Source organism: Vibrio owensii CAIM 1854 = LMG 25443 (genome assembly GCF_000817815.1).
In the GTDB taxonomy this organism is placed as follows: domain Bacteria; phylum Pseudomonadota; class Gammaproteobacteria; order Enterobacterales; family Vibrionaceae; genus Vibrio; species Vibrio owensii.
In genome coordinates this window covers 229,952-254,876 of sequence record NZ_JPRD01000023.1, presented here as the reverse complement: position 1 = coordinate 254,876, position 24,925 = coordinate 229,952, and the positions used below count along the sequence as shown (strand labels likewise).

23 protein-coding genes and 1 pseudogene are annotated in these 24,925 nt (G+C 44.8%); 9 read left to right on the top strand and 15 right to left on the bottom strand.

What is annotated here, in order from left to right; translation table 11 throughout:
• Positions 1-738 (top strand): transketolase-like TK C-terminal-containing protein (locus H735_RS14735; RefSeq protein ID WP_042980037.1); only part of this gene is annotated, 738 nt, incomplete at its 5' end.
• A gap of 116 nt (positions 739-854) precedes the next feature.
• On the opposite strand, the gene H735_RS14730 is transcribed toward H735_RS14735, so the two are convergent.
• The 3 genes and pseudogenes from H735_RS14730 to aroG all read right to left on the bottom strand — a co-directional run bounded on the left by H735_RS14730 (position 855) and on the right by aroG (position 5,052).
• Positions 855-2,417: a methyl-accepting chemotaxis protein gene (locus tag H735_RS14730; RefSeq protein WP_020194812.1), complete on the bottom strand. Its 1,563-nt coding sequence runs from the start codon at positions 2,415-2,417 to the stop codon at positions 855-857.
• A gap of 221 nt (positions 2,418-2,638) precedes the next feature.
• Positions 2,639-3,810: pseudogene (locus H735_RS14725) on the bottom strand (MFS transporter).
• A gap of 189 nt (positions 3,811-3,999) precedes the next feature.
• On the bottom strand, positions 4,000-5,052 hold the full coding sequence (gene aroG, locus H735_RS14720) for a 3-deoxy-7-phosphoheptulonate synthase AroG (RefSeq protein ID WP_009706150.1): 1,053 nt from the start codon (positions 5,050-5,052) through the stop codon (positions 4,000-4,002).
• 460 nt (positions 5,053-5,512) lie between these two features.
• Here aroG and H735_RS14715 point away from each other — a divergent pair, with 460 nt between their 5' ends.
• The gene (locus tag H735_RS14715; RefSeq protein WP_020194811.1) at positions 5,513-6,493 is read left to right on the top strand and encodes an OmpA family protein; all 981 of its coding nucleotides are present in this window, start codon (positions 5,513-5,515) and stop codon (positions 6,491-6,493) included.
• Positions 6,494-6,955: 462 nt separating this feature from the next.
• On the opposite strand, the gene cyoE is transcribed toward H735_RS14715, so the two are convergent.
• The 4 genes from cyoE to H735_RS14695 are packed head-to-tail and all read right to left on the bottom strand — an operon-like array spanning position 6,956 to position 10,195.
• Positions 6,956-7,870 (bottom strand): heme o synthase, encoded by a 915-nt coding sequence (cyoE, locus tag H735_RS14710; RefSeq protein ID WP_020194810.1) that lies wholly within the window; start codon positions 7,868-7,870, stop codon positions 6,956-6,958.
• The gene (locus tag H735_RS14705) at positions 7,863-8,882 is read right to left on the bottom strand and encodes a COX15/CtaA family protein (RefSeq protein ID WP_020194809.1); all 1,020 of its coding nucleotides are present in this window, start codon (positions 8,880-8,882) and stop codon (positions 7,863-7,865) included. Before H735_RS14705 ends, cyoE begins: the two co-directional genes overlap by 8 nt.
• 12 nt (positions 8,883-8,894) lie before the next feature.
• The gene (locus H735_RS14700) at positions 8,895-9,431 is read right to left on the bottom strand and encodes a hypothetical protein (RefSeq protein WP_020194808.1); all 537 of its coding nucleotides are present in this window, start codon (positions 9,429-9,431) and stop codon (positions 8,895-8,897) included.
• A complete protein-coding gene (locus H735_RS14695) occupies positions 9,428-10,195 on the bottom strand; it encodes an SURF1 family protein (protein WP_020194807.1) in 768 nt (255 codons plus the stop codon). The genes H735_RS14700 and H735_RS14695 overlap by 4 nt, the downstream gene beginning before the upstream one ends.
• Here H735_RS14695 and H735_RS14690 point away from each other — a divergent pair.
• Positions 10,194-10,430: a DUF2909 family protein gene (locus H735_RS14690; RefSeq protein ID WP_005425979.1), complete on the top strand. Its 237-nt coding sequence runs from the start codon at positions 10,194-10,196 to the stop codon at positions 10,428-10,430. The two genes, H735_RS14695 and H735_RS14690, sit on opposite strands and share 2 nt — an antisense overlap.
• 2 nt (positions 10,431-10,432) lie before the next feature.
• Here the strand turns inward: H735_RS14690 and H735_RS14685 are convergent, their stop codons facing one another.
• The 4 genes from H735_RS14685 to coxB are packed head-to-tail and all read right to left on the bottom strand — an operon-like array spanning position 10,433 to position 14,756.
• Entirely contained in the window at positions 10,433-11,317 is an 885-nt protein-coding gene (locus tag H735_RS14685) for a cytochrome c oxidase subunit 3 (protein ID WP_009706156.1), read from the bottom strand.
• A gap of 11 nt (positions 11,318-11,328) precedes the next feature.
• Positions 11,329-11,934 carry a cytochrome c oxidase assembly protein gene (locus H735_RS14680; RefSeq protein WP_020194806.1) on the bottom strand — a complete coding sequence of 202 codons (606 nt, stop codon included), beginning with the start codon at positions 11,932-11,934 and terminating at the stop codon, positions 11,329-11,331.
• 21 nt (positions 11,935-11,955) lie between these two features.
• Positions 11,956-13,596: a cytochrome c oxidase subunit I gene (gene ctaD / locus H735_RS14675; protein WP_020194805.1), complete on the bottom strand. Its 1,641-nt coding sequence runs from the start codon at positions 13,594-13,596 to the stop codon at positions 11,956-11,958.
• Positions 13,593-14,756, bottom strand: coding sequence for a cytochrome c oxidase subunit II (gene coxB, locus H735_RS14670; protein WP_020194804.1), 1,164 nt, complete (start codon positions 14,754-14,756; stop codon positions 13,593-13,595). Before coxB ends, ctaD begins: the two co-directional genes overlap by 4 nt.
• A 330-nt stretch (positions 14,757-15,086) precedes the next feature.
• On the opposite strand from coxB, the gene H735_RS14665 reads away from it, so the two are divergent.
• The gene (locus H735_RS14665; protein WP_020194803.1) at positions 15,087-16,781 is read left to right on the top strand and encodes a phospho-sugar mutase; all 1,695 of its coding nucleotides are present in this window, start codon (positions 15,087-15,089) and stop codon (positions 16,779-16,781) included.
• Between the two features lie 94 nt (positions 16,782-16,875).
• On the opposite strand, the gene H735_RS14660 is transcribed toward H735_RS14665, so the two are convergent.
• Both H735_RS14660 and H735_RS14655 read right to left on the bottom strand, forming a co-directional pair.
• Positions 16,876-17,295 carry a GNAT family N-acetyltransferase gene (locus H735_RS14660; protein WP_020194802.1) on the bottom strand — a complete coding sequence of 140 codons (420 nt, stop codon included), beginning with the start codon at positions 17,293-17,295 and terminating at the stop codon, positions 16,876-16,878.
• An 88-nt stretch (positions 17,296-17,383) separates the two neighbouring features.
• Positions 17,384-18,016, bottom strand: coding sequence for a LysE family translocator (locus H735_RS14655; protein WP_020194801.1), 633 nt, complete (start codon positions 18,014-18,016; stop codon positions 17,384-17,386).
• Between the two features lie 250 nt (positions 18,017-18,266).
• Here H735_RS14655 and H735_RS14650 point away from each other — a divergent pair, with 250 nt between their 5' ends.
• From H735_RS14650 to H735_RS14640, 3 genes are all read left to right on the top strand, one after another.
• Positions 18,267-19,094: an AraC family transcriptional regulator gene (locus H735_RS14650; protein ID WP_009706163.1), complete on the top strand. Its 828-nt coding sequence runs from the start codon at positions 18,267-18,269 to the stop codon at positions 19,092-19,094.
• Positions 19,095-19,165: 71 nt separating this feature from the next.
• Positions 19,166-19,909, top strand: coding sequence for an AzlC family ABC transporter permease (locus tag H735_RS14645; RefSeq protein ID WP_020194800.1), 744 nt, complete (start codon positions 19,166-19,168; stop codon positions 19,907-19,909).
• The gene (locus H735_RS14640) at positions 19,906-20,217 is read left to right on the top strand and encodes an AzlD domain-containing protein (protein ID WP_005435565.1); all 312 of its coding nucleotides are present in this window, start codon (positions 19,906-19,908) and stop codon (positions 20,215-20,217) included. The genes H735_RS14645 and H735_RS14640 overlap by 4 nt, the downstream gene beginning before the upstream one ends.
• Positions 20,218-20,225: 8 nt before the next feature.
• Here H735_RS14640 and H735_RS14635 read toward each other — a convergent pair whose 3' ends face one another.
• A complete protein-coding gene (locus tag H735_RS14635; protein ID WP_020194799.1) occupies positions 20,226-20,840 on the bottom strand; it encodes a fumarylacetoacetate hydrolase family protein in 615 nt (204 codons plus the stop codon).
• A 206-nt stretch (positions 20,841-21,046) separates the two neighbouring features.
• Positions 21,047-22,084: a porin gene (locus H735_RS14630; RefSeq protein WP_020194798.1), complete on the bottom strand. Its 1,038-nt coding sequence runs from the start codon at positions 22,082-22,084 to the stop codon at positions 21,047-21,049.
• Positions 22,085-22,652: 568 nt separating this feature from the next.
• Between H735_RS14630 and H735_RS14625 the strand changes: the two genes are divergently transcribed.
• Both H735_RS14625 and H735_RS14620 read left to right on the top strand, forming a co-directional pair.
• Entirely contained in the window at positions 22,653-23,621 is a 969-nt protein-coding gene (locus tag H735_RS14625) for a porin (protein ID WP_005435562.1), read from the top strand.
• A gap of 405 nt (positions 23,622-24,026) precedes the next feature.
• Complete coding sequence (locus tag H735_RS14620) at positions 24,027-24,917, top strand: DMT family transporter (RefSeq protein ID WP_020194797.1); 891 nt, start codon at positions 24,027-24,029, stop codon at positions 24,915-24,917.
• The last annotated feature ends 8 nt before the right edge of the window (positions 24,918-24,925 follow it).

Sequence of the window (24,925 nt, the reverse complement as noted above, 5' to 3'; positions counted from 1 at the left end):
GGTATCGCACTACACGGTGGTTTCGTTCCTTACGGCGCAACATTCCTAATGTTCATGGAATATGCTCGTAATGCTATGCGTATGGCTGCTCTGATGAAAGTTCAGAACATCCAAGTTTACACGCACGACTCTATCGGTCTTGGCGAAGATGGTCCAACTCACCAACCGGTTGAGCAAATCGCGTCTCTACGTCTTACTCCAAACATGAGCACATGGCGTCCATGTGACCAAGTTGAGTCTGCAGTAGCATGGAAACTAGCAATTGAACGTAAAGATGGCCCATCGGCGCTTATCTTCTCTCGTCAAAACCTAGCGCAACAAGAGCGTACAGCTCAGCAAGTTGCTGATATCGCTAAGGGTGGTTACATCCTGAAAGACAGCGATGGTAAGCCTGAGCTAATCCTAATCGCGACAGGTTCTGAAGTTGAACTAGCAGTGAAAGCAGCAGAGCAGCTAACCGCTGAAGGTAAGAAAGTACGCGTTGTTTCAATGCCTGCAACAGATACATTCGACAAGCAAGACGCAGCTTACCGTGAATCAGTACTACCATCAGATGTAACGGCACGTATCGCTATCGAAGCGGGCATTGCTGACTTCTGGTACAAGTACGTTGGCTTCGACGGCCGCATCATCGGTATGACAACATTCGGTGAGTCTGCACCAGCAGATCAACTGTTCGAAATGTTTGGTTTCACTGTAGAAAACGCAGTAAACACAGCAAAAGAACTGCTAGCTTAATCGCTAAGTATTGTCAGTTTTCTCTATTGCGAATTTGAAAACTGAAAAGCCCCGCTTCGGCGGGGCTTTATTTTATCTAATCATTTTTCAACAACGATTCAGCTAGCTGGTTTGAATCACTTCTCTTCAAACTGAATAGCAAGTCGATAGAAGTCTTGAACTTGATCTTTCAACTGCTTACTGTTCTGTTCTACAGAATGTGTAGCCGCTAAGTTCTGCTCTGCTGTCGACGCAATCGAATGAATGTGCTGATTCACGTCGCTAGAAAGCTGCAACTGCTTATTGGCAGAGTCCGCGACATTCACCATCAAACCACTCATGGTTTGCATCATCTGTTCTACCTCAGACAGACGCGCCGCACTTTGTTCAGCCACTTGCGAACAGGTGTCTGTTTGATCTTTATTAGCGATGATATCCTTCTGCCAGCCTTGAATCGTCATTAGCATAGCTTCAATCGATGCTTTAATTTGCTCAGTCGCATTCGAGGTACGTCCAGAAAGCGCCCTCACCTCATCAGCCACAACAGCAAAGCCACGACCTTGTTCACCCGCTCGCGCTGCCTCAATTGCAGCATTGAGTGCTAGCAGATTAGTTTGATCGGCAATCCCACCAATCTCTTCCATTAATTGACTGACCTTTTGTGCTTGATCGCTCAATTGATAGGTCGTTTCTGTCGCCTTCTCAGCTTGCAAGCTTAGTTGCGCTAGGTTGGTATGGGTTTGATCTATCGTTTCTTTCGCCATTAGACAGGACTTCAAAGTATCATCAATCAGCAGATGAGCATCGTGAGTGCTGGATGAAACCGAGTTCGCTGATGCCTCCATCGAGTCAGCAGCATCACGAACTTCATGAATGTCTTTGTTCTGCTGCGTCAAAGCAGTAAGTACTTCTGCTGTGGTATGACTTAACTCTTCAGCGCAATTTTGGAGCGGTCTTGCCGAGTCCGTCATACGCCCCAGAACGGTACGAATACGAGCAGAAAGCATTTTGATGTGAAAGTCCGCGATAGAGAATGGCTTATTACCGGAATACACCAAGCGACTCACACTGTCGTATTGCGCTTGCAGTTTTTTAAACTGTTGCGGCGTATCAATGAGTTCTTGGCGGAATAATACGGTAAGCACGCCTGCCGGTAATAATGTCGCAAGCCAAGCGAGTGGCCCTTCAAGTGATAAAGCAAAGCTAGTGACCGGTGCGGCTAATGCACCTAGAAGAATCGCATAGCGTAGTGTTTCATTTAACTTCAGTGACCATGCACGTCCCGACTTCTCTGCTTTCAGAAGCCCTTGGTAAGCCTTAGAAGCGATATCAACCCATTCACGCTTTGGTTTCACACGAACCGATTGATAGCCCACCATTTGATGGCCTTCATAGATTGGGGTTACGTAAGCATCGACCCAATAGTAACCACCCGACTTCGTACTGTTCTTTACAATTCCGCGCCACGCTTTGCCTTGTTTTAGGCGAGTCCACATATCACCAAAAGCGGCTTTGGGCATATCTCCGTGACGAACGATATTGTGGTTTTGTCCGAGCAGTTCGTCGTGGCTGTATTCTGCGATTCGACAAAACGCATCATTACAGTAAGTAATGACACCTTTGAGATCGGTGGTTGAGACCAGCTCGTCGGAATCCCCTACGAGGGTTTCTTGAGCTTTATTGGAAGTTGAGACTGACATAGATGAGGCTTCTATAGTTTTTATTAAATTGCGACAGGTTATATACACGATTGTTATATTTATTACAAAATGCTAGAGAAAAAACCTTACAGATGCGACATTTCGAGCTCGAAAAACTTACTTAGATAACAATAATTAACCAATTATTTTGTGAGTTGTGAGCCGATAGACAAAAAAGACCCAGCGTACATAACTGGGTCTTATAAAATCTTGAAGTTGATTTATGCAACTTGAGATTCAGAGTTATTATTTGCTTTGATAAAAATATTCCCATCACCAATAGAACAAAAGGCAGAACGTACAAATTCAAGCTCTGCCATCCTACGGTAGATTCCAACCAGCCAGACAAAAGCGCAGTAACGGTGACGCAGCTGAACACGAAAAACTCATTAAACGCCTGCGCTTTACTCTTGTTCTTTGCTTCATAACTCTGGCTAAACAAGCTTGTTGCAGCGATAAACATGAAATTCCATCCAACCCCGAGTAAGATCAACGCGGTACTGAAATGCCAAATAGAAAGTCCGTGCATATTAATCGCGATACACGCAATAAACAGTACTCCACCAGCTAAGATCATCTTCTTCGCCCCAAACTTCTCGATCAAACTGCCCGTAAAGAAAGCAGGAACAAACATGCCCAAGACATGCCATTCAATCACGCCAGCCGCTCTGGTGAAGTCAAAGCCACAACCAATCATCGCCAATGGCGTTGCTGTCATCAGAATATTCATGACAGCATAGGCAACCATCGCGGCTAGAACTGCGATCATAAAGTTAGGACGGCGAACAATGACTTTTATCGAGTCTGTTTTTAAATGCGAATTCTGGGTGTGTGCCGGGGGGAATCGAATCGTTTGAAGCAAAGTGAGTGCGGTAACATACAAACCAATCAATACAGCAAAAGCACTAATATACAGTCCATCGCTTGACCACTTTTGTGAATAGACAGCGAGGTTTGGCCCCAATACTGCGGCAAGTACCCCACCCGCCATGGAAATAGAAATTGCGCGGTGCCTCGCAGATTCATCACAAACTTCAATCGCAGCAAATCGATAGAGCGTACCAAATCCAATCCCTACACCTAATAAAAACGTAGAAGCACAAAACAAAGTGAAGTTTTCTAACGAAAGCGCATAAGTTGCTAATGAAGCGCCCAAGATGCCAATAACGTTACCCAAGCTAAAACCTAGACGACGCCCTAGTTTTCCCATAATTAAGGAAGCAGGAATCGTCGCTGACATCAAGCCAAGAAATTGCAACGCTACTGGTAGAGTAATCATGCTTGAAGAAGGAGCGATTTGCTTTCCGATGAGCGCGATGACTGAGATTAAGAGAATGTTCCCTGTCATTAATAAAGCTTGGCAAAGTGACAATAGCCAGACGTTTCTGTTCATCTCATTCCTTGAGTGTTTTTTAATCTATGCCCACACCATAACGGATTTAAAACTAAAACACATGACTTATGTGCAACACGTTTATTCCTTGTTTTGGTTTATTTGGATATAACCGATTTCATTTTATGTTTTCAGAACATTAAAAAAGCCAGCGAGTTGCTGGCTTTTATGAACACGAAATATTGATGCTTATTTGGCGCGACGAGCTTTTACAGCATCTGATAACTGACGTAGAACGGTTTCCGTATCTTCCCAACCAATACATGCATCTGTAATAGATTGGCCGTAGTTAGCGACTTTGCCGTCTACTAAGTCTTGACGACCTTCAACAAGGTGAGACTCAATCATCACACCAAAGATTGCGTCTTCGCCGCCAGAAATCTGCTCTGAAACATCATCAGAAACCAGCATTTGACGCTTAAATTGCTTAGAGCTGTTTGCGTGGCTGAAGTCGATCATGACTTTCTTCGGCAGACCAGCAGCATCTAGCTCATCTTTGATTTGTGCAACATGAGATGCGCTGTAGTTTGGCTCTTTACCACCACGTAGAATGATGTGACAGTCAGGGTTACCTGCTGTTTCTACGATTGCAGAGTGGCCGTATTTTGTTACTGATAGGAAGTGGTGAGATGCGCTTGCAGAGCGGATTGCGTCGCTAGCGATCTTGATGTTGCCATCAGTACCGTTTTTAAAGCCAACTGGGCAAGACAAGCCTGACGCTAGCTCACGGTGTACCTGAGATTCAGTCGTACGTGCACCGATAGCACCCCAGCTAATAAGGTCAGCGACATACTGTGGCGTGATCATATCTAGGAATTCACTTGCCGTAGGAAGGCCCATGTCAGTAAGGTCAAGCAACAGCTTACGACCAATACGAAGACCATCATTCAGCTTGTAAGTATCATTTAGGTACGGGTCATTGATTAGACCTTTCCAACCAACCGTTGTACGTGGCTTTTCAAAGTAAACACGCATAACCACTTCAAGTTGCTCACCTAATTCATCACGAAGCACTTTGAGCTTTTTGCCGTACTCGACAGCAGCTTCTGGATCGTGAATAGAACATGGACCAACGATCACAAGCAGACGGTCATCTTTACCTTCAAGAATATTGTGGATGGCATTACGACATTCAAAAGTGGTTGTGGAAGCAGTTTCGGTTGCCGGAAATTTCTCAAGCACTGCAACAGGTGGCAATAGCTCTTTTACTTTATTAATTCTTACATCATCAGTTTGAAACATTACTTCTACTTCCTAATTACTATCCCAGCCCCACTAATTTGCCCAAACTTTACTCAGTGCAACATTGTTCACAAAGCAAGCAACAATAAGGGCTGTGGGCTTATTTAATTGTGTCAATGCAAGTAACTTATCGGCTTAGAAGAACAGTTGCAATCACTTTTTTAAAAAAAATGCAAATTAACACTCCATGTTCAAAACAAAACACAGTGTAAATTTTAATGTACAGAAAAAGTTCAAAATAATCATATATTTTCCTGTAACTTTGAAAAAGTTGTCTACAATGTAAGAAATATCAGAAGTTTGTGAGGGAGTTCGCGACTAAAAGTCTAGCAAGATCTAAGATATTGTTGCTTGATGTTAAATTAAATGACTATTAAACTAATTTCTTATAACTACCTAGTTTTACTCAAATTGTTAAAACAAAGTAGAAATTAATATGCAATCAATACAAGGAAACACTATGAAAAAAGTAGCAATTGCAGTAGCAGCAGTGGTAGCTGGTGGTTTAATTAACTCTGCTCAAGCTGAAATGTATATCGGGGGCAAAGTAGGCATGACTACACTAGATGATGCTTGCTATTTAAACAGCCCTTGTGATGATGATGCTTTCGGTGCCGGAATGCACATCGGTTACGACTTTACCGATATCATTGGTCTTGAGTACGGCGTTGATTACTTAGGTGACTACAAAGCTAACTTCAAGTCAGGGGCTAGTACAGTTGATACGATTGACGGCGACCTTTGGGCATTAACACTTGCACCAAAATTCAACTGGCATCTAAACGATACGTGGAACCTATTCGCGAAAGTCGGTGGTGCTTACATGATCTCTGGTGACGAGAAAGACATCGTTCCTACAGGCTCATTGGGTGCGGAATACACTATCGATAGAAACTGGAGCGTTCGTGCAGAGTACCAACGTTACCAAGATATTTCTGACGACGTTCTAGATGATATGGACGCCAACTTCTTCGGCATCGGCGTTAACTACAAGTTCGCAGCAGCACCTGTTGTAGCGGCAGTAGTAACAGAAGAGGTTATGGAAGAAGAACCAGTAATGATGACGAAGACGCACAAAGAAGAGTACGGTACAGGTACGTTTGAATTCGACAGTGCAACACTTACTGATTCAGTATCTGAGCGTCTAGATAACTTCGTTAACTTCTTGAACGAGTACCCACAAGCTCAAGTTGAAATCACTGGTTACACAGATAGCTCTGGTCCAGCAGCATACAACCAAAAACTGTCTGAGCGTCGTGCTCAATCTGTTGCAGATTACCTAATCGCAGCAGGTATCGATGCAGACCGCTTCACAGTTAAAGGCATGGGTGAAGAGAACCCTGTAGCTGACAACAGCACTCACGAAGGTCGCGAGAAGAACCGTCGTGTTGAAGTTGTAGTTCCTGAGTTCCAATACGAAGAACTAGTTCAACCAGAATAAGAGTTACCGCTCTAATTTCTAATCTAAGGGATGTTTCGGCATCCCTTTTTGTTTGCCTCTTCATTTGTTCACTTCAGTACCATTTATTTGCCGCTAAGACTCTCTCAACTCGCTCACTGTCTAAATCAAACTTCTTGTTTGTTCCGTCATAACACTTCTGGTTCGAGCTCTTATATCAAAGGCGACAGTTTAAGCTCATAGATTAAGGATTTGTTCAGCAAGACTTGACGGGGTTAAACAGAAAGCCGTGTGGCAGTTCTTAATGAGCTCTCCTCCTCTCTCCCGTTACAAACTAAAGCGTGATTCATAAATCCTCAGCTAACGGCACAGCGCTCAAAAAGGTATTTATCAAAAGGTTTGGTTCACACCACTAAGTAGTTACACCGCAATATGATTAGATATAAAGACCAACAAAAAACCGCACCTGATCAGTGCGGTTTGGAGAAACAAAGAAGAGAGCATCTATAGCGAGAAGATCAAACCAAGATAATGGTCTGCCAACAAAGCAACAAATAAAGCGAGTAAGTGATAAATGGAGAATTTGAATGTCTCCATAGCGCTGTTTTGTTCCGGTGAGAACTTCAATTTCCACGCGTGATACATAAAGCCAATGTTAAGAAGCAAAGAAGAGAAAAGATAAACCGAACCGACCATACCCACCAGCACTGGCAGAATACAAACGAGCGTGAGTAGAACTGTGTACAGAAGAATCGAAGTTTTGGTGTACTCAATACCATGGGTGACCGGGAGCATTGGAATATCCACTTTTCGATAATCTTCAACACGATGAATCGCCAATGCCCAGAAATGAGGTGGCGTCCATATGAAGATAATCATCACCAAAAGCCAAGCATGAGCGTGTAACTCTCCCGTAACTGCAGTCCACCCTAAAAGTGGTGGCATAGCACCTGCAATTCCTGCAATCACAATGTTTTGTGGGGTCGCTCGTTTAAGATACATGGTGTAAACCACCGCGTAACCGAGCAAGCTTAAAAACGTCATCCAAGCTGTTAACGGATTAACCAGCGCATACAGAAGTACGAAACCAACAACACCTAACGTAACAGCAAACAACGCGACTGATAACGGATTCGTATCACCAGAAGGCAGAGGACGCTTGTGAGTTCGAGCCATTCGCGCATCAATTCGGCGATCGATGAGGTGATTAAACGCTGCCGCGGAGCCAGCCATTAAGCCAATTCCGATAAGGCCTATCGCCGCTTGTAGCCAAGGAAAACTGGCCACCGGCGCTAAGCTCATTCCGACAATGGCGGTAATCAACATAAGCGCAACGACTTTGGGCTTTGTTAGTTTTAAATAAGTTGAACCGAGCTTCTTCTTAACACTTTCTAGAGGTAACGCGATTTCTTTACTCATAGCGAACTCCTTTCGCTTGATGACTCCAACGAGCTTTACCCTGCCATAGGTAGAACTGACTAACACAGATAAGTGAAAGCATGACCGCTGCGCCTAAATTGTGCGCGACTGCCACATAGATAGGAAGTTGGAACACAACATTGCTTACACCCAATAGGATTTGGCAAACCAAAGCTAAGCCAATCCATACACCCAAGCGCTGAGAATGGTGTGAGTCTTGTTTTAATAGTAATACGCAGTAAACCAGCACAACACATGCGGTAATGATGGCTCCAATACGATGGCTGACATGAATTGTCATTCTTGCTGGGTAATCTAGAACACCAAACTCATAGTTATCAAACCCTGTTTGCCAGAAAGAAAACGCCTCTTTCCAAGATAAGTAACTGGTCCAATTCCCCTCACAAATCGGTAAAGCGGTGCACATAAGAGCAGCGTAGTTGGATGATGTCCAACCACCAAGCAAGACCTGTGTTAACACTACGCCAAAAGCGATCAAGGAAAAGGTTCTTACGTTTTTGGAAGATGGCGAAAAGTAGAGGCTGTTCTGAGATTTAATCTGACAATAGAACACCGCTTGGAGAGCAAGCAATGTAAATCCGCCCAGTAGGTGCAGCATAACAATTACTGGCATGAGTTTTAAAGTCACGGTCCACATCCCCAATGCTGCCTGACCAATAACTAAGACGCAGAGTAAAATCGGAATCGTCGCATCAACACGTTCAGCCCTAACGGCAACAATCGCCATCATCAAAATTACGAGCCCCAAGGTGCCCGCGAAATAACGATGAATCATCTCCAGCCAAGCCTTTCCCTGCTCCACTGCTCGTTCTGGAAATAATGCATTCGCTCGAGAAACTTCAGCATCGGTTTGAGGAACGAGTAATTGACCATAACATCCTGGCCAATCTGGGCACCCTAAACCCGCATCAGCAAGGCGTGTGTATGCACCTAGCATAATGACGACGAGGGTAAGACAAAGACTGAACTTAACTAAACGTTTTAACGCCATATCACTCTCTCCCTAACCTACACGTGATAACTTCAATAGTTTTCGTAGATCCGCCAAAACGTCTTTACTCAACTGCACCAAATCCTCGTTGGCTTCCGGTGTATAGGCCATCACAAGCTGCCCTAATGGATCAACAATCAACATTTGCCCTGCTTGTACTTTTTCCGACAACGAATCATTCATTTGCATCACCATCATCGTTTCGCTCGTACTAGCTGCCTGCTTTGATGTCCAGATAACTGGGACAACTCGCTCTTGGTATTTGCCCAACGCAATATGACTCTGCTGCATGAGGTGAAGTTGTTGCTGACACTGTTCTTGGCAATCAGAGGGCAACACATAAGCCAGTTGCCACCCTTTTTCACTAAGAGGTGATGTCTGCCCCAATTGTTCAAACGTGGTATAGGGCTCCACCAGCTCACCTCGATTGGTGACACCTGTTTCGTACCAACCTTGACTAAGCACCACTTTGGCAATAACGGCCGGGAGGACAAAAAGAACAATGAGCGATAACAGTACAATTCTTCCTCTCGTGACTGCTGATGTCATACCTCACCTCCTTGTGAGCGTGAACTTTTAAACCATCGAATGAAGATCATCACCGTGATAAGCAGAAATACACCCGCCATAGCAAACCATTGAAAGGAGTAACCAAAATGCTTAGCACTGGTTAATGGCAAAGGATTCCATGGGAAAGAATACGGCCATCGAACTAAATTGTTTGGCTGTACGACGGTCGGCATTAATTCGACATTGAGTAACTGGCTCAGTTGATTTATGTTGAGGTTTTGGACACGTATCGTATCGCCAACTTCTGCCATCAAGTCAGAACTCAAAGGGTTCATCGATTTACGATATAAACGCCCAGTAACCTCGTAAGGAGCTTGTAAAGTTTCCACTTTAGGTAGCACAGAGCGTGAAGCTCCCCCTTTGACAAACCCTAACTCAAGGAGGGTCAATGTGGTTGGGTCTTGGGTCAAAGAAACGACTTGAAACGCTAAATAACCCACTGCCCCTTCATACGTCTGGTTATCTAAAAGGATGACCGGAAGTGCCTCCGGAGTCACATTGGCTTTCACCTTAATGCCAATCACACTCTCCTCACGCCAATCATTGTTCTCCAGTACAGTGCGTATATCCTGATAAGGTGCATTCGCTCGTGCTAAAATAGCTTGTTCTAAAAGCTGCTTTTCGTTACCACGTTCGAGCTGCCAGAAGCCCAGTTTGACCAATAGAGAAAACACGACCACAGTTAAACAAACAGCAATCCAAACCCATTTCGATAACATCAAAAACGAAACCGGAGGTGCCATGTCCACCGTATTTCTGTTCAAATTAACGCTTGTCCTTTTGCTGCTTTTCATCATCTTTAACCTCGCAAAAGCGCTTATCGAAATGGTTCGCGAAGACCCAGAGGACTCATCAAAAAAAGGCAAACCAATGAGCCATTACCTTGGTCGTCGTGTCATGTTTTCTGCGTTAGTCGTGATACTCCTTCTGATTGCTCTAGGGGCAGGATGGATCGCCCCTAACCCTCGTCCTTACTAGTTTTACAGCACATAAACAAAAACAAATAAACACAGCCAAACCACGTCTACAAAGTGCCAATACCAACTGCCCGCTTGGAACGCAAAATGGTTTTTAGGTGAAAAGTGGTCCTTGGCGATGCGGAACAGCAATACGATGAGGAAGATGGTACCGAGACAAACGTGCAAGCCATGAAAGCCCGTGAGCATAAAGAAGGTATTGCCATAAACGCCCGATTGCAGTGTCAGACCAATATCTTGATAAGCATGGGCATACTCAACCGCTTGGTAATAGAGGAAGAAACCCGCTAAGACGATGGTGATCTCCAACCAGACAATCAGCGCCGTTCGCTTATCTTGTTCTAAGCTGATGTGTGCCATATGTAACGTAATCGAAGACAATAGCAACAAAATCGTATTGGTTAATGGAATGCCTTGCCACGGCATTGCTTGGGTCGTATCACCACCCGGCGTGGTAGTGAGCGGCCATATCGCCTCGAAAGCTGGCCACAACACTTCATGAGTCATGGCATTGTTATCTGCGCCACCTAACCAAGGCACGGAAATCATTCTTGCGTAGAACAGAGCACCAAAGAACGCACCAAAGAACATGATTTCTGAAAAGATGAACCAGCTCATCCCTTGTCGAAATGAACGGGTGATTTGCGCGCTGTACTTTCCGGTAAGAGATTCGGTGATAACGTTGCTGAACCACCCAGCCAACATGTAAAGTAAAAACAGCATACCAACCGCAAGAATAATGCCGCCTAGCGTCCCAACCGCACCGTCACTTTGAGTGCCTTGAACGGTCATTCCAGCACCGACAGCGACAAGGAATAACGCAAATGCCCCTACAATAGGCCAACTGCTTTGTGCGGGAACATAATAGGTGTCAGGCTTGTTACTCATGAGTTCTCTCCTTACAGACGCGCTTTGGTTTGAGGCGTTAAGGTCTGTTTCTCGCTCCCTGAGAGGCTAGCTGTCGAAGACTCGCCCGATTGAGGAGGAAATTTGTAGAGTGTGTAAGACAAGGTCAATGTATGAATTAAATCCGGCACGTCCGGCTCAATGTAGAAAATCAAAGGCATACTCGCTTGCTGCTTACCTTCCAATGGTTGTTGATTAAAGCAAAAACACTCGATCTTATTGAAGTAAGCCGCACCAGTACCCGGCGATACGGAGGGCACAGCTTGTCCTACTAAATCTTCACCGCTTTGATTAAAAGCAAGATACTCCGTTTGAATCACTTCGCCAGGATGAACATCCATGGATACAACTTTTGGTTTGAACTCCCAAGGCATGTCTGGACTGACGTGCGCCATAAATTCCACACGAATCGTTCTACTGATATCCGCTTGCATTCCTGTGGGTTGAATCGCTGCGACCTCACTGGTTTTACCGTTAATACCCAATGCATCGCACATAATGTCGTAGAGCGGTACGAGGGCAAAACCGAAGCCGAACATCATTGCTGTCGCTAACAGCAACTTGATAGTGAGTTTCTTATTGGATGAATTACCTTGCATCTCGCTCACCTCACTCTTTTCTTAATCAACTTTTGGCGGCGTTGTGAACGTGTGGTGTGGCGCTGGACTTGGTACTGTCCACTCTAGACCTTCCGCCCTCTCCCATGGCTTGGCTGGCGCTTTTTCACCGCCACGGATGCATTTAATCACTAGCCACAAGAAGATCAGTTGGGAAAGACCAAAGGCAAAGCCACCTATCGATACGATTTGGTTTATGTCAGCAAACTGGATGGCGTAATCGGGAATACGTCGTGGCATCCCAGCTAAGCCCAAGAAATGCATTGGGAAGAACAGTACGTTAACCGAGATAATTGAGCACCAGAAATGCCACAGGCTTAGCTTGTGGTCATACATATTGCCTGTCCACTTCGGTAGCCAGTAATACGCTGCCGCCATAATCGAGAACACCGCACCAGATACCAAGACATAATGGAAATGCGCGACAACAAAGTACGTGTCGTGGTATTGGAAGTCCGCAGGCACAATTGCCAGCATCAAGCCTGAGAAACCACCTATCGTGAATAAGACAATAAAGGCGATGGCAAATAACATCGGTGTCTCGAACGTCATGGCACCTCGCCACATGGTCGCCACCCAGTTAAACACTTTCACGCCGGTTGGCACGGCTATTAACATGGTGCAGTACATGAAGAAAAGTTCGGCGAATACTGGCATCCCTGTGGTAAACATATGATGTGCCCACACTAGGAATGAAAGCAGCGCGATACTACAGGTTGCGTAAACCATCGAATGGTAACCGAACAACTTCTTGCCACTAAACGCCGGAATGATTGCCGAAACAATACCAAACGAAGGCAAGATCATGATGTACACCTCTGGGTGACCAAAGAACCAGAAAATGTGTTGGAACATCACCGGGTCACCGCCACCAGCGGCATCAAAGAAGCTGGTACCGAAGTATTTGTCGGTCAAAACCATGGTCACCGCACCGGCTAATACGGGCATCACAGCTATCAGTAAGAACGCCGTGATTAGCCAAGTCCAGACGAACATTGGCAACTTGAACCATGTCATGCCCGGTGCTCGCATATTTACGATAGTCACGATGACGTTGATGGCACCCATGATGGAACTGATCCCCATGATATGGACTGAGAAAACAAACAACGCCGTACTGTCAGGGCCGTAGGTTGTAGAAAGTGGCGCGTAGAAAGTCCATCCGAAATCAGGACCACCACCCGGTAAGAACAAAGAGCCGATCAAAATGAGGAAAGCAAAAGGTAAGATCCAAAAGCTCAAGTTGTTCATTCGTGGTAACGCCATATCTGGAGCGCCAATCATCATTGGGATCATCCAGTTAGCTAAGCCGGTAAACGCAGGCATGACGGCACCAAATACCATCACCAAACCATGCACGGTCGTCATTTGGTTGAAGAACTGAGGGTCAACCAATTGCAAACCCGGTTGGAACAACTCAGCGCGAATGATCATCGCCATCGCACCGCCAGTGAGGAACATGGCAAAACTAAACCATAAATAAAGCGTACCGATGTCTTTATGACTGGTGGAATAAAGCCAACGCGCTAGCCCTTTTGGTGCGTGATAATGATCGTGGTCATCTTCAATCGCAATGGTGGTGTTTGCGGTCGTTTGCGCTTCTGCAGGAGCAGATTTCACCGCTTTTTCAATTGGCTTACTCATATTTCCTCCTTGGCACTTTCTTGTGCCTTAAAGGCGTTAACATCGGATGCTTGAACGGTATCGCCAGTGTCATTTCCCCAAGCATTACGTTGATAGGTAATAACAGCAGCAATTTCTTGGTCGCTAAGTTGGTTAGCAAAAGCTTGCATCGCTGTCCCTGCACGACCGTTTACTAGTACATCGATGTGAGCCATAACCGGGCCTTTAGCTATTTCGCTGCCTTTAATCGCCGGGAATGCGCCCGGAATACCTTCACCATTAGCTTGATGACACACGGCACAACGCGCGGTGTAAATCGACTCACCTTGCCCCATCAAGTCTTCCATTGAAAGGTCTTGTGTTAGTGCTTCTTGTGCAGCCGCTTTTTGTAATGCAATTTCTTGTTTCTTGTCTGCCATCCATTGGTCGAAATCGTCTTCCGCCATCGCATGAACGACAACCGGCATGAAACCATGTGCTCGACCACAAAGCTCTGCACACTGACCGCGATACACACCTGGTTCGTCAATCTTGGTCCAAGCTTCATTGATAAAGCCTGGAATCGTATCTTTCTTAACTGCGAAATCAGGCACCCACCAAGAATGGATTACGTCATCAGACGTCATTAATAAACGAACTTTACGGTTGATTGGCAAAACGAGCGGGTTGTCTACTTCGAGTAAGTAGTGCGCCCCTTTCGCTTCGATGCCATCAATTTCTTTTTGGCTGGTAGCAAGTAGGCTGAAGAATTCGACGTCCTCTCCGAAATAGCTGTAATGCCACTTCCATTGAGAGCCTGTGATCTTCACAGTGAGGTCAGATTGACTGGTGTCCTCCATCGCCACCAACGTTTTTGTAGCAGGAATCGCCATGGCAATGAGGATAATGACGGGGATAATGGTCCAGATAATCTCCACTTTGGTACTTTCATGGAAATTTGCCGCAACTGCCCCTTTTGACTTGCGGTGTCGGAAGATGGAATAGAACATCACACCAAACACCACAAAGGCGATGGCACAACAGATGTAGAAGATCAGCATATGTAATTCATACACTTGCTCACTGATCCCTGTAACACCTCTCGTCATGTTGTAATCGTTTTGCTCTGACCAACTGTACGAAGAAAATGTGATAAAAATCACATTCGTTAATAAGGCTAGAGTAGTCGCTAATCTTTTCAAAAGATCTCTCCTCTGCTCAGCCGCTGCGCTTGCGCGAGCTTCCTTGTTTCCCGATGCAAATATCGAACAAATTTACAAAAAATCACAAAAACTACGATTTCAATGCACTTTGTTATATTTATGTTAAAAGGCTAGTTATAGTTCAATAGTTCTTCAAGAAATAAAATGTGAATAAATTCTGTAGAGAGAGAAAAATAAATTCGGTTTATCGATTGCCCTCTTTGAAATGTAATTGAGAACCATTTACATTAATAAAAAGAAAACATTGGGGACACTTTCCTGATAAAAGTGTCTAAACAAGTAGGCTCCCCCTGCTAAGGAAAGATGAATATGACAACACAAATTACTCAATGGCTAGCACGAGATCCTGACCCAAAAACTCGTGAAGAGCTTCAGCACCTAGTCGATGCGAATAACGAACAAGAACTGACAGATCGATTTGGCTCACGCTTAGCATTTGGTACAGCAGGTCTGCGAGGCAAAGTTGGGGCAGGTCCAAATCGCATGAACCGTTTGGTGATTCAAGAAACAGCAACTGGTCTCGGTCACTATCTGATTGAACAAGTGAAAGATGCACCGTCTCGCGGTGTTGTTATTGGTTACGATGGTCGCCCTGATTCACAACAGTTCGCACACGATACAGCTTCCGTACTTACTGCTTTAGGCATTAAGGTTTACCTAACCTATAAAGTAGCGGCAACACCAATAGTTGCTTTTGGTGTTCGTGAGTTAAATGCAGCAGCTGCTGTGGTGGTTACCGCAAGCCATAACCCGCCTGAGTATAACGGCTTTAAAGTTTACTGGGAAAATGGCGCGCAAATCATTCCACCGCACGATTCAGGTATTGCTACAAAAATCGATGAAACAACAACAGAACCGCTTCCTCTGATGTCACTGGACGATGCGAAAAAAAAAGGTTTGTTAGTTTGGCTCGAAGACGAGTACTACCAAACATACCGCAAAACAATGAACGACAATGCCCTGCTAACACCGGACAGCAACACAGATATCTCGATTGTTTACACGGCAATGCACGGTGTCGGTGCGGACATGGCAGAAACGTTGCTCGCAGACGCTGGCTTTAAAAAAGTGGCAAGCGTTCCAGAGCAGCGCGAACCGGACGGCACGTTCCCTACCGTAAACTTCCCGAACCCGGAAGAAGCAGGTGCAATGGACATGGTGATGGCGCTAGGTAAATCTGTCGATGCCGACATTGCTTGCGCGAACGATCCTGATGCAGACCGTTTTGCTGTGGCGGTAAAACGTCCAGATGGCGAATACCAGATGCTAACCGGTGATCAAGTGGGCTCATTGTTTGGTGATTACTTACTGCAAGCTCAACCAAACGCACTTGTTGGGAATACCATTGTGTCTTCTCGTCTATTGAGCAGCATTGCTAAAACACACGGCGCAGAATACTACCAAACGTTAACTGGCTTTAAATGGCTAACCAACGTAGCAATGACACAAGAGACAGAAGTAAATCCGTTCCTGTTTGCTTACGAAGAAGCACTGGGCTACACCGTTGGCAATAAGGTTTGGGATAAAGACGGCCTGTCAGCGCTGGTCGCTTTCTCTCAATTGACAGGTAAGCTAAAAGCACAAGGCAAAACGCTTTGGGATAAGTTAGAAGAGTTATACCGCCAACACGGTTTCTACTTTAACGCGCAGCGCAGTATTGCACTTGACCCGAAATCACCACCAATCGGTGACAAACTGCGCGCAAACCCACCGACAGAGATCGCGGGTAAACGTATCGAAGTCATTGAAGATCTGAAGTCATCACTTCGCTTTGTGACCGATGGTCCAACAGAAGAGATTGACTTGCCTGCAAGTGACGTACTGGTTTACCACCTAGAAGACAAATCACGCGTGATTGTTCGCCCTTCAGGTACTGAACCGAAGTTGAAGTGTTACTACGAAGTGATCAGCGACTTCCCAGCAGAGATGGATTACACGCAAGCTAATCAAGCAGCGGAAGCGAAGATGAACTCATTGATCGAAGCACATCAACAAAGCTTGTAATTCGGGTTTGAAACATCGATTCTGTGACAACAGCAAATCGCAAATAGTAAAAGAGGCGCATCGTGCGCCTCTTTTTTGTTAAATTCAAACCAAATCAAGCAATCTGTTTTTGCAGGAAATGTTTATCAATGCCTGCTGCTGGGTAACCTGAATACTGCCCTACTTTTTCAAAACCCAATTTCAAGTAAAAATCGAGTGCTTGAAAGCTATAAGTATCGAGGTACAAATGCGTTATTCCACGCGGTTTCACTTGTTCTTCCAGTAGAGAAATCAGTTTGCTTCCCAATCCCGAAGTGCGTGCCTCTGCATCTACCCAAAGATATTCAACGAACACGGTGTTATTGAACATCTCTCCCGTGAGTCCACCAATCACTTTGCCCTCGTCATTACGGGCAAAACAACCAATGGCATTTACATCACCATCCGGTAAATGCATGCGGTTATATGCTCGGATGCCATCACGGATAAAGTCGAGATCGTTTTGTTCTGGGTTGAGTTTAAATTCAAGTTTCATACTGCCACTCCTTGGAAATCAGTGTGATACTAAAACAAAAAGCCAGCGAGTGCTGGCTTTTGTTTAAAAATCTGATTGTTCCTACACACTACATCGCGAAGCTACTGAGCATCCACACCGCAAGGATTACGAACACCAAACCCATTAGCTTACCTTGGTACATGCGGAATTTATCGTTTTCCAATAACCCTTTACCCAATGTCCCCGCCAATGCAACCAGCAAGATATTGAATAGCAAGCCTAAGACGTTTAGCAGCAAACCAAGTGCGAGCATTTGCTCACCCGACGATGCGGTAATGTTGCTAGAGACAAACTGAGGTAAAAACATCACGAAGAACACTAAGGCTTTCGGGTTCAGCAGGTTACTCATCAAAGCGCGTTGATAGTAAGTCGATGCCATTTTGTTTTTTTGGTCAAGCTCTGGTGCAGCAGATACATCCGCTCGTAGACAATCCCAGCCCATTTTTAGTAAGTACGCGCCCCCCAGTAGATGAAGCACTTTTAACGCGATTGGACTCATTGCAATCAAGGTTGACACGCCCATTGCGGCCAATAAGGTTAAGATCACGCCGGATGTCGCGTTGCCCAAGCTCGCAAACAGACCAACTTTCTTACCATAGCTCATGCTAGAACTGGCAATCAGCAACATGTCAGGTCCAGGTAACAAAAGAAGTGCAACAACAGCAGTGAGATAAACAGGGAGTACAGATAAATCGATCATGGTGGAACTGGCTTTCTAAAACAGGCGGCGGATCTTATACCAATGAATAGATAACAACCAGACCAAATATCTAACCAAGGAGTAAAATTCAGAAAATAGAAAAGGTTTAATGTTCAATTTAAAAACAATTAACCTTTTTGGTGTTTATTTTTAATACCGATAGCAATTTTGTACAAAAATAAGCAGGATGGATCCGGTAGACTCCAAATGATGTGATGCCACGATTAATGCTTGCGCAGTTCGGAACAAGATGAAAGAAAAGAATAAGGAAATCGCGACTTTTAAGATTGCTCAAGAGCTCGGTGGCTTGGAGCTGCTCGACGCAAAGTACGAAAAACAGAATTTCTCTCGTCATAGCCATGAAGGCTACACCATCGGTGTGATTGAAAAAGGCGCGCAACAGTTCTTTCGTACTGGTGGCAACCACATCGCACCGCAAGACAGTATCATTCTTGTCAACGCCGACGAGGTGCATAATGGTCATTCAGCATCAGAAGGCGGTTGGGAATACAAAGCCATGTATCCCGTACCAGAGCAGTTTCAAACGCTTGGGGAAGAACTTGGCGCACCCAATGTCGCGCAGCCCTACTTCCCCCAACCTGTCGTTTACGATCCGGAACTAGCTAATCAACTGCGATTAGTGTTCGATACTCTAGAGAAGTCCGATAACCGCTTATTAAGAGAGACACTTGTCTACGGTACGTTGGTCAAACTTGCCAGTAAGCACAGTACACATCGAGCTCCTCTTCAAGATGCAACCAAAGCGCAAAAGCAAGTACATCTGGTCAAAGAGTTTCTTGAAGACTTTCCTCAAGCCGATGTCTCTTTAGAAGAACTGGCGAAATTAGCGGGATTAAGTCCTTTTCATTTGTTGCGTGAGTTTCAAAAGCAGTTTGGTTTCCCACCGCACGCATTTCAGATTCAACAGAGGCTCAGAATGGCGAAAAAACTGCTCAAGCTAGGACAAAAGATTTCCGACGTTGCTCAAGAGTGTGGCTTTCACGATCAAAGCCATTTGCATCGTCACTTTAAAAAAGCCATGGGCGTAACGCCTGGGCAGTACATCAAGCATTGTTAGCAATTTTGTACAAGGCAGCGTGCTGAGGTCAGCCTACCTTAACAGCATGTTTTTCTATTTAAGTTGAAGTTATGGATACTACTTTGCCAACTCATCAAGACTCAAAATCCTCACTCTTTTTACAAGGCACCATCGCAATGATGCCATTGAGCATTGCTGTATTGCCTTGGGGATTACTAGCCGGCTCATTTGCCATTGATACTGGCTTACACCCTTTGGAAGGTCAGGCGCTTTCCGCCATTCTGTTTGCAGGCTCCGCACAGCTCGTGGCCATGGGGATGATTAAAGCAGGCGCTGGCTTGACGACTATGTTGCTGACTACCTTTTTTATTACCTCTCGCCATTTTCTTTATAGCGTTTCGATGCGCAGTAAAATTTCGCCTTTGCCACTAAAATGGCGCCTTTCACTTGGCTTCTTACTCACGGATGAGCTATTTGCTATTGTCGGGCACCAATCCGATAAACAATTTGATCGATGGTACGCCCTTGGCGCTGGATTAAGCTTTTATCTCTTCTGGAACTTCGCAACGCTTGCTGGCATCGTTGCTGGCAGCTTGATACCTGAATTGAATGAACTCGGATTGGAATTTGCGGTTGCTGCCACCTTTATCGCGATTGTGGTGCCAACGATAAAAAGCATTCCCGTATTATGCAGTGTGTTGGTGGCATTAGTTAGCTCAGTGGCGCTGAACTACTACCAAGTGGAAGGGAGCTTGATGTTCGCGAGCATTCTCGCCATGTTAACGGGCTATTTTGTAGAACAATTTACGACGAAAGCTCCAAACATTGAGAATACACCGGAGGAGCGCCAATGATCTTTTTGTCTATCTTAGCCATGACCGCCTTGGTGTTCACCAGCCGTTATCTGTTCTTAGAACCGAAATTACCGCTTAGGTTGGGGGTAAGAACTCAGAAAGTATTGAGCTACGCAAGCCCTGCAGTACTCACCGCAATTTGGGCTCCAATTGTGTTTATGCCAGAGGGTGAACTTAGCGTCACATGGCAAAATCCTTTCCTATTGGCAGCTCTATTAGCCGCTGCGATTGCGTACCTCACCAAGAATGTCTTGCTCACCACCATAGTAAGTATGGTCGCGTTCTTATTGCTTCGAATTTGGTTGTAAGCTCACGACTAAGCAGCTACCCACTCAATCTCTAACAAGGTGATGTCTCCACACTTCAAACGCCCAAGGAAGACATCGCCTTGATGCACTTCTCCCACGCCCTTTGGTGTGCCTGTCATCACGACGTCGCCATCTTCTAGTGTTGTATAGCTCTTCAGCTCATCGAGAATATTCATTGGTGGGTAAAGCATCTGTTTAACGTGCCCTTTTTGAACATGAACACAGTTAATCAAAAGCTCTAAGTTGAGATCGTCTATATCGACACCTTTAAGAGAGTGGAATCGACTAAATACTGCTGAACCGTCAAACGCTTTGGCGCGCTCCCACGGTAGTCCTTTTTCTTTGAGGGTAGATTGTAAGCCGCGTTTGGTCAGATCTAAGCCGAGCCCAACCGCATTGTAATGACCATTTTTGATCAGAAAACAGATTTCTGCTTCGTAATGCAAAGGCTCTTGATGAAATGAGGTGAGTTTGGTTGAAACGGAAGTCGCCGGTTTATTAAACACGACCATTTGTTCTGGCATGGCATTATTAAGCTCTTGAATATGCTCAACGTAGTTACGTCCAACACACAGAACTTTACCAACTTTAACTTTCTTCTCTTCAACCTGAATGACGCTCATTGCTCTTCCCTGCAAAACAAAACGCACATGATAATCTAACTGCTTGAGTTACCCCCACTAGTTCCCGCTCTGGAATGTTAAAAACAAGACATTCAGCCCGTTTTGCTCTTGCACTCTTCAAGGCGAAACGCTCTTGTTTATCAAACACTAGATATGAAAAAAGCCAGCACGAAGCTGGCTTTTATAGTAACTAGGACAGGTTACTATTATAGGTAGTAACGAGCACCAAGTGCCCATTTGTCGTCTGTTTTACGATCGTTAGAATCGTTTAGGTCGAACTGGTAACCAGCGTAACCAACAAACTTAGAAGTGAAGTTGTATTCAGCTTGAACAGCCATTTCTTCACGATATGTCTCTTCAGCAAAGCTCTTAAGTTCTTTACCTTCAACCATTTCGTAGTTAACGCTTAGGTTAAGACTGCTTGGGAATGCGTATGCAATTAGAGCTTCGTATGCGTTACTCTCTGCCAATTTAACATTGTCGTTGTTACGCTTAAATGTGTTCATGTTTTCGTTAGATGCAAACACAGCCGCAACATAAAGGCCTTGACCGTAAGAGCCGTAAGCTGCAGAAACTAGGTGAGACTCAGCTGAAGCTTTACCTGTGTACTTGTTAGTATCAAGGTAGTCACCGCCATTGTACGTGTAACCGATTTTCGCGCCCATGATTGCGTAAGAAAGTGCAACTTGCATGCGGTCATCGTATTCAGCGCCGTCTTCTTTAGCACCTTGCCAACCTAGACCGAAGTTGATTGAACCAGCTTCACCTAGCTCGATTGCGTTGCGGTAAGAAAGCATCTTGTCCGCACGACCAGTACCTAGGTTACCGTGGTCATCGTAGATAAAGTCGTTCGCAAACGCGATTGGCATATCAGCAACACCAGCTACGTCGTAGTAAGGTGCCCATTGAGTACCACCAACTGCACGGCCGTATACGTCGTGAGTTAGACCTAGGTAGCCAAGACGAGTTGTGAAAGAGTTGTCGCCACCGTCTAGGTAGTTAAGAGCCCACTCACCACGAGCGTCAGCTGTGAAGCCGTTGCCTAGGTCTTGAGTTGCTGTGAAGTTGATACGTGGAGAGTTAGTACCTACATCTGTGTCGCCTTGCTCAGAACCGTTTAGGTTAACTGAAACGTGACCACCGATAGAGAAAGTAGTGCCGTCGTTGTTGTAAAGCTCCACTGCTACTGCTTGTGTACCAAATGTTGCTGCTGCGATCGCTGCTGCTAGGAATTTTTTGTTCATTATAAAATCCGTGTATTTATGCATTAGTTTATAAGTCAGTTTTATACAAAAGTGGATTGGGGCATCTCTTCCATCAATGTCGCGTCACTTTTGCTTAACAACTGCTAATCAATGTATTTCAGAAGTTCCCAAGAGCAGAGTGAAAAGATGTAATAAAAAAGAAAAATGGCAAACGTTTAGCTCGAATCAATACACAAATTTGGAAAACAACACCTAAAAACAGAAACATTTTGTTACATCTACGAAGAAACACCAAGCATAAGTTATTGTTAAACGGTCAGATAGTCTAATATTTAAGAAACCCAATGTTACATTTCGGGTAAAGAAATATGATTAGGAACTTTTTTAAAAACACACTGTCAATTAGGTAAGACAGAAACATCAAAAAAGATAAAAAGCCCTTTCCTCTTATTTTCATGAATAGGAGCGCATTCATGCATTTGAAATAAAAATGCAATGGAATCATAACTTAACAGAAATCTATCTTTCATTTTCGCGGTTTACCTTAAGCGTCATCGACACAAATCGAGCAAGTAAGCTCATCGATTACAACTAGGGTAATAAGAAAATGAAAAAGGCAGCACTAACTACTGCAGTTCTAACAGCATTGGTATCATCACCATCTTTCGCAGCAACAGTTTACAAAGACGACGGCACTGAATTAAAAGTTGGTGGTCGTGTTGAATTTCGTGGTGACTTCATCGGTTCAGACGGTGCGGAAATCGATGGCTCTATGGAAGATGCATCACGTGCACGTCTAAACCTAAAAGGTAAGACAGACATCGGTAACGGTCTTTCAGCTTTTGGTGTTTACGAAGCGGAACAAAAAACAGGTAAAAGCGAGTTTAAAAACCGTTACATGTACGCTGGTGTGAGTGCTGATGCAGGTGATTTTTCGGTAGGTCGCCAAGACATGGCTGCTGTTATCATCTCTGATATGACGGATATCACTGAGTTCTCAGGTGTTCAACAAGTTATTGATTCATCTTCTGATAAGCAAGACAGCGTATTCGCTTACCGTGGCGAATTTGATGCTCTACAAGTTCAAGCAACTTACCAAGCTAACTCTGGTGACAGCCAAGACAAATACGGCATCTCTGGCCTTTACTCTCTACCAATGGGTCTAGACCTAGGTCTTGCTTACTCTGGTGGCGATGTAGATAAAGATAACTCAGAAGACCAAATTCTTGGTGGTATCGCTTACTCTCTAGAAAACCTTTACCTTGCAGGTACATACTCACAAGGTGCACTAGACGATTCTGAAGACTTCACCGCTTACGAAATTGCAGCAAGCTACAAACTAGCAAGCAAGTTCACTGTTGTTGGTCTTTACACGTACCAAGAAAACGATCCAAATGGTGGCGCAAAATACGATGCTCTTGATGGTTTTGAGCTAGTCGGTTACTACAAGCTTAACAGCAACTTCCGTACTTACCTTTCTTACTACATGAACCAACTCGACGAAGAGAAGGATGCAGAAGGTAAAGTGATTCAAGGCGAAGACACACTACGTCTAGGCGTACGTTACGACTTCTAATAAAAACTTGTCCTAATAGCGAGTCTTTTGGCCGGCACTATTGTGTCGGCTTTTTTGATCGTATTAACTAACAAAGAACTTGCCCTCTTTTAATGCACCAAATCCCGAAGTTAGTGCATTTCCTCTAGTTTATCTTAAGCAATACCGATCTAGCCCTTTAAAATCAATAAATTAAAAGTTGGCACACTAGCTGCAATACTTAGATCGAGCAAATGCATGGCAGCGTTTGTGCTTCTCGTTCTTTGTACCTACTTCGGTAGGCACGTCCTTTGAATTGGTAATGTCGCCTCCCTCTGGGAGGCATTTTTTTATTGGCTACCCACAGATTAGGACGTATGATTCTGATAATTCTCTAAAACCGGAAATATCCAATTGAATCATCATCCTGTCCAAGGGGCATCTTGGATGCTTACCGCAGGTTTGGCATTCGCCATCGTCAATAGTTTTGCTCAAGTTGCGAGTATTCACTTTGGTGTGTCATCCACCACATTTGCACTCTTCCAGTACGCCATCGCATTTTTCGCTATCTTGCCTTACTTGCGAACCTTAGGTATCCGCCAATCTCTGCGCACGAATCATTTTGCTTGGCACGCATTACGTATCTTCTTAGCGGTTATTGGTATTCAACTTTGGTTGTGGGCGCTCGCTTACCCCGTCCCGATTTGGCAAGGTATTGCGTTGCTAATGACCTCCCCTCTTTTTGCTACCGTTGGTTCAGGCCTGATTCTTAAAGAGAAAGTGGGAGTCGCTCGTTGGATTGCGACACTAACGGGCTTTATTGGCGCGATGATCATCCTTGAGCCATGGTCAGACTCCTTCACATGGGCAACCTTGCTTCCTGTTGGCGCAGCGTTTTTCTGGGCTTCTTATTCTTTGATGGTGAAGAAACTATCAGTGAACGATCCTCCTTCCACTATGGTGGTCTATCTGCTTCTACTGATCACACCATTTAATATCCTGCTCGCCGTTCCTACTTTCGCGATGCCAGAAGGTTGGAGTATCTGGGGCATTTTGGTTGCTGCAGGTGTACTGACTGCTCTTGCACAGTGGGCGGTTGTTAAAGCTTATGCCGTAGCGGACGCCTCTTTTGTACAACCCTTTGACCATGCAAAGTTACCACTTAACGTGTTCGCTGGCTGGTTAGTGTTTAACTGGGTTCCACCGGGTCGACTATGGCTTGGTGCCGCAATCATTATCGGCTCGATTGCTTTCATTACTCATTGGGAAGCAAAAAAAGAAAGTAATTTGAAAGAAATATTTGGGTTTTGGGTTCTATATTTTCAGGAAAGGAAATGAGGAGCATC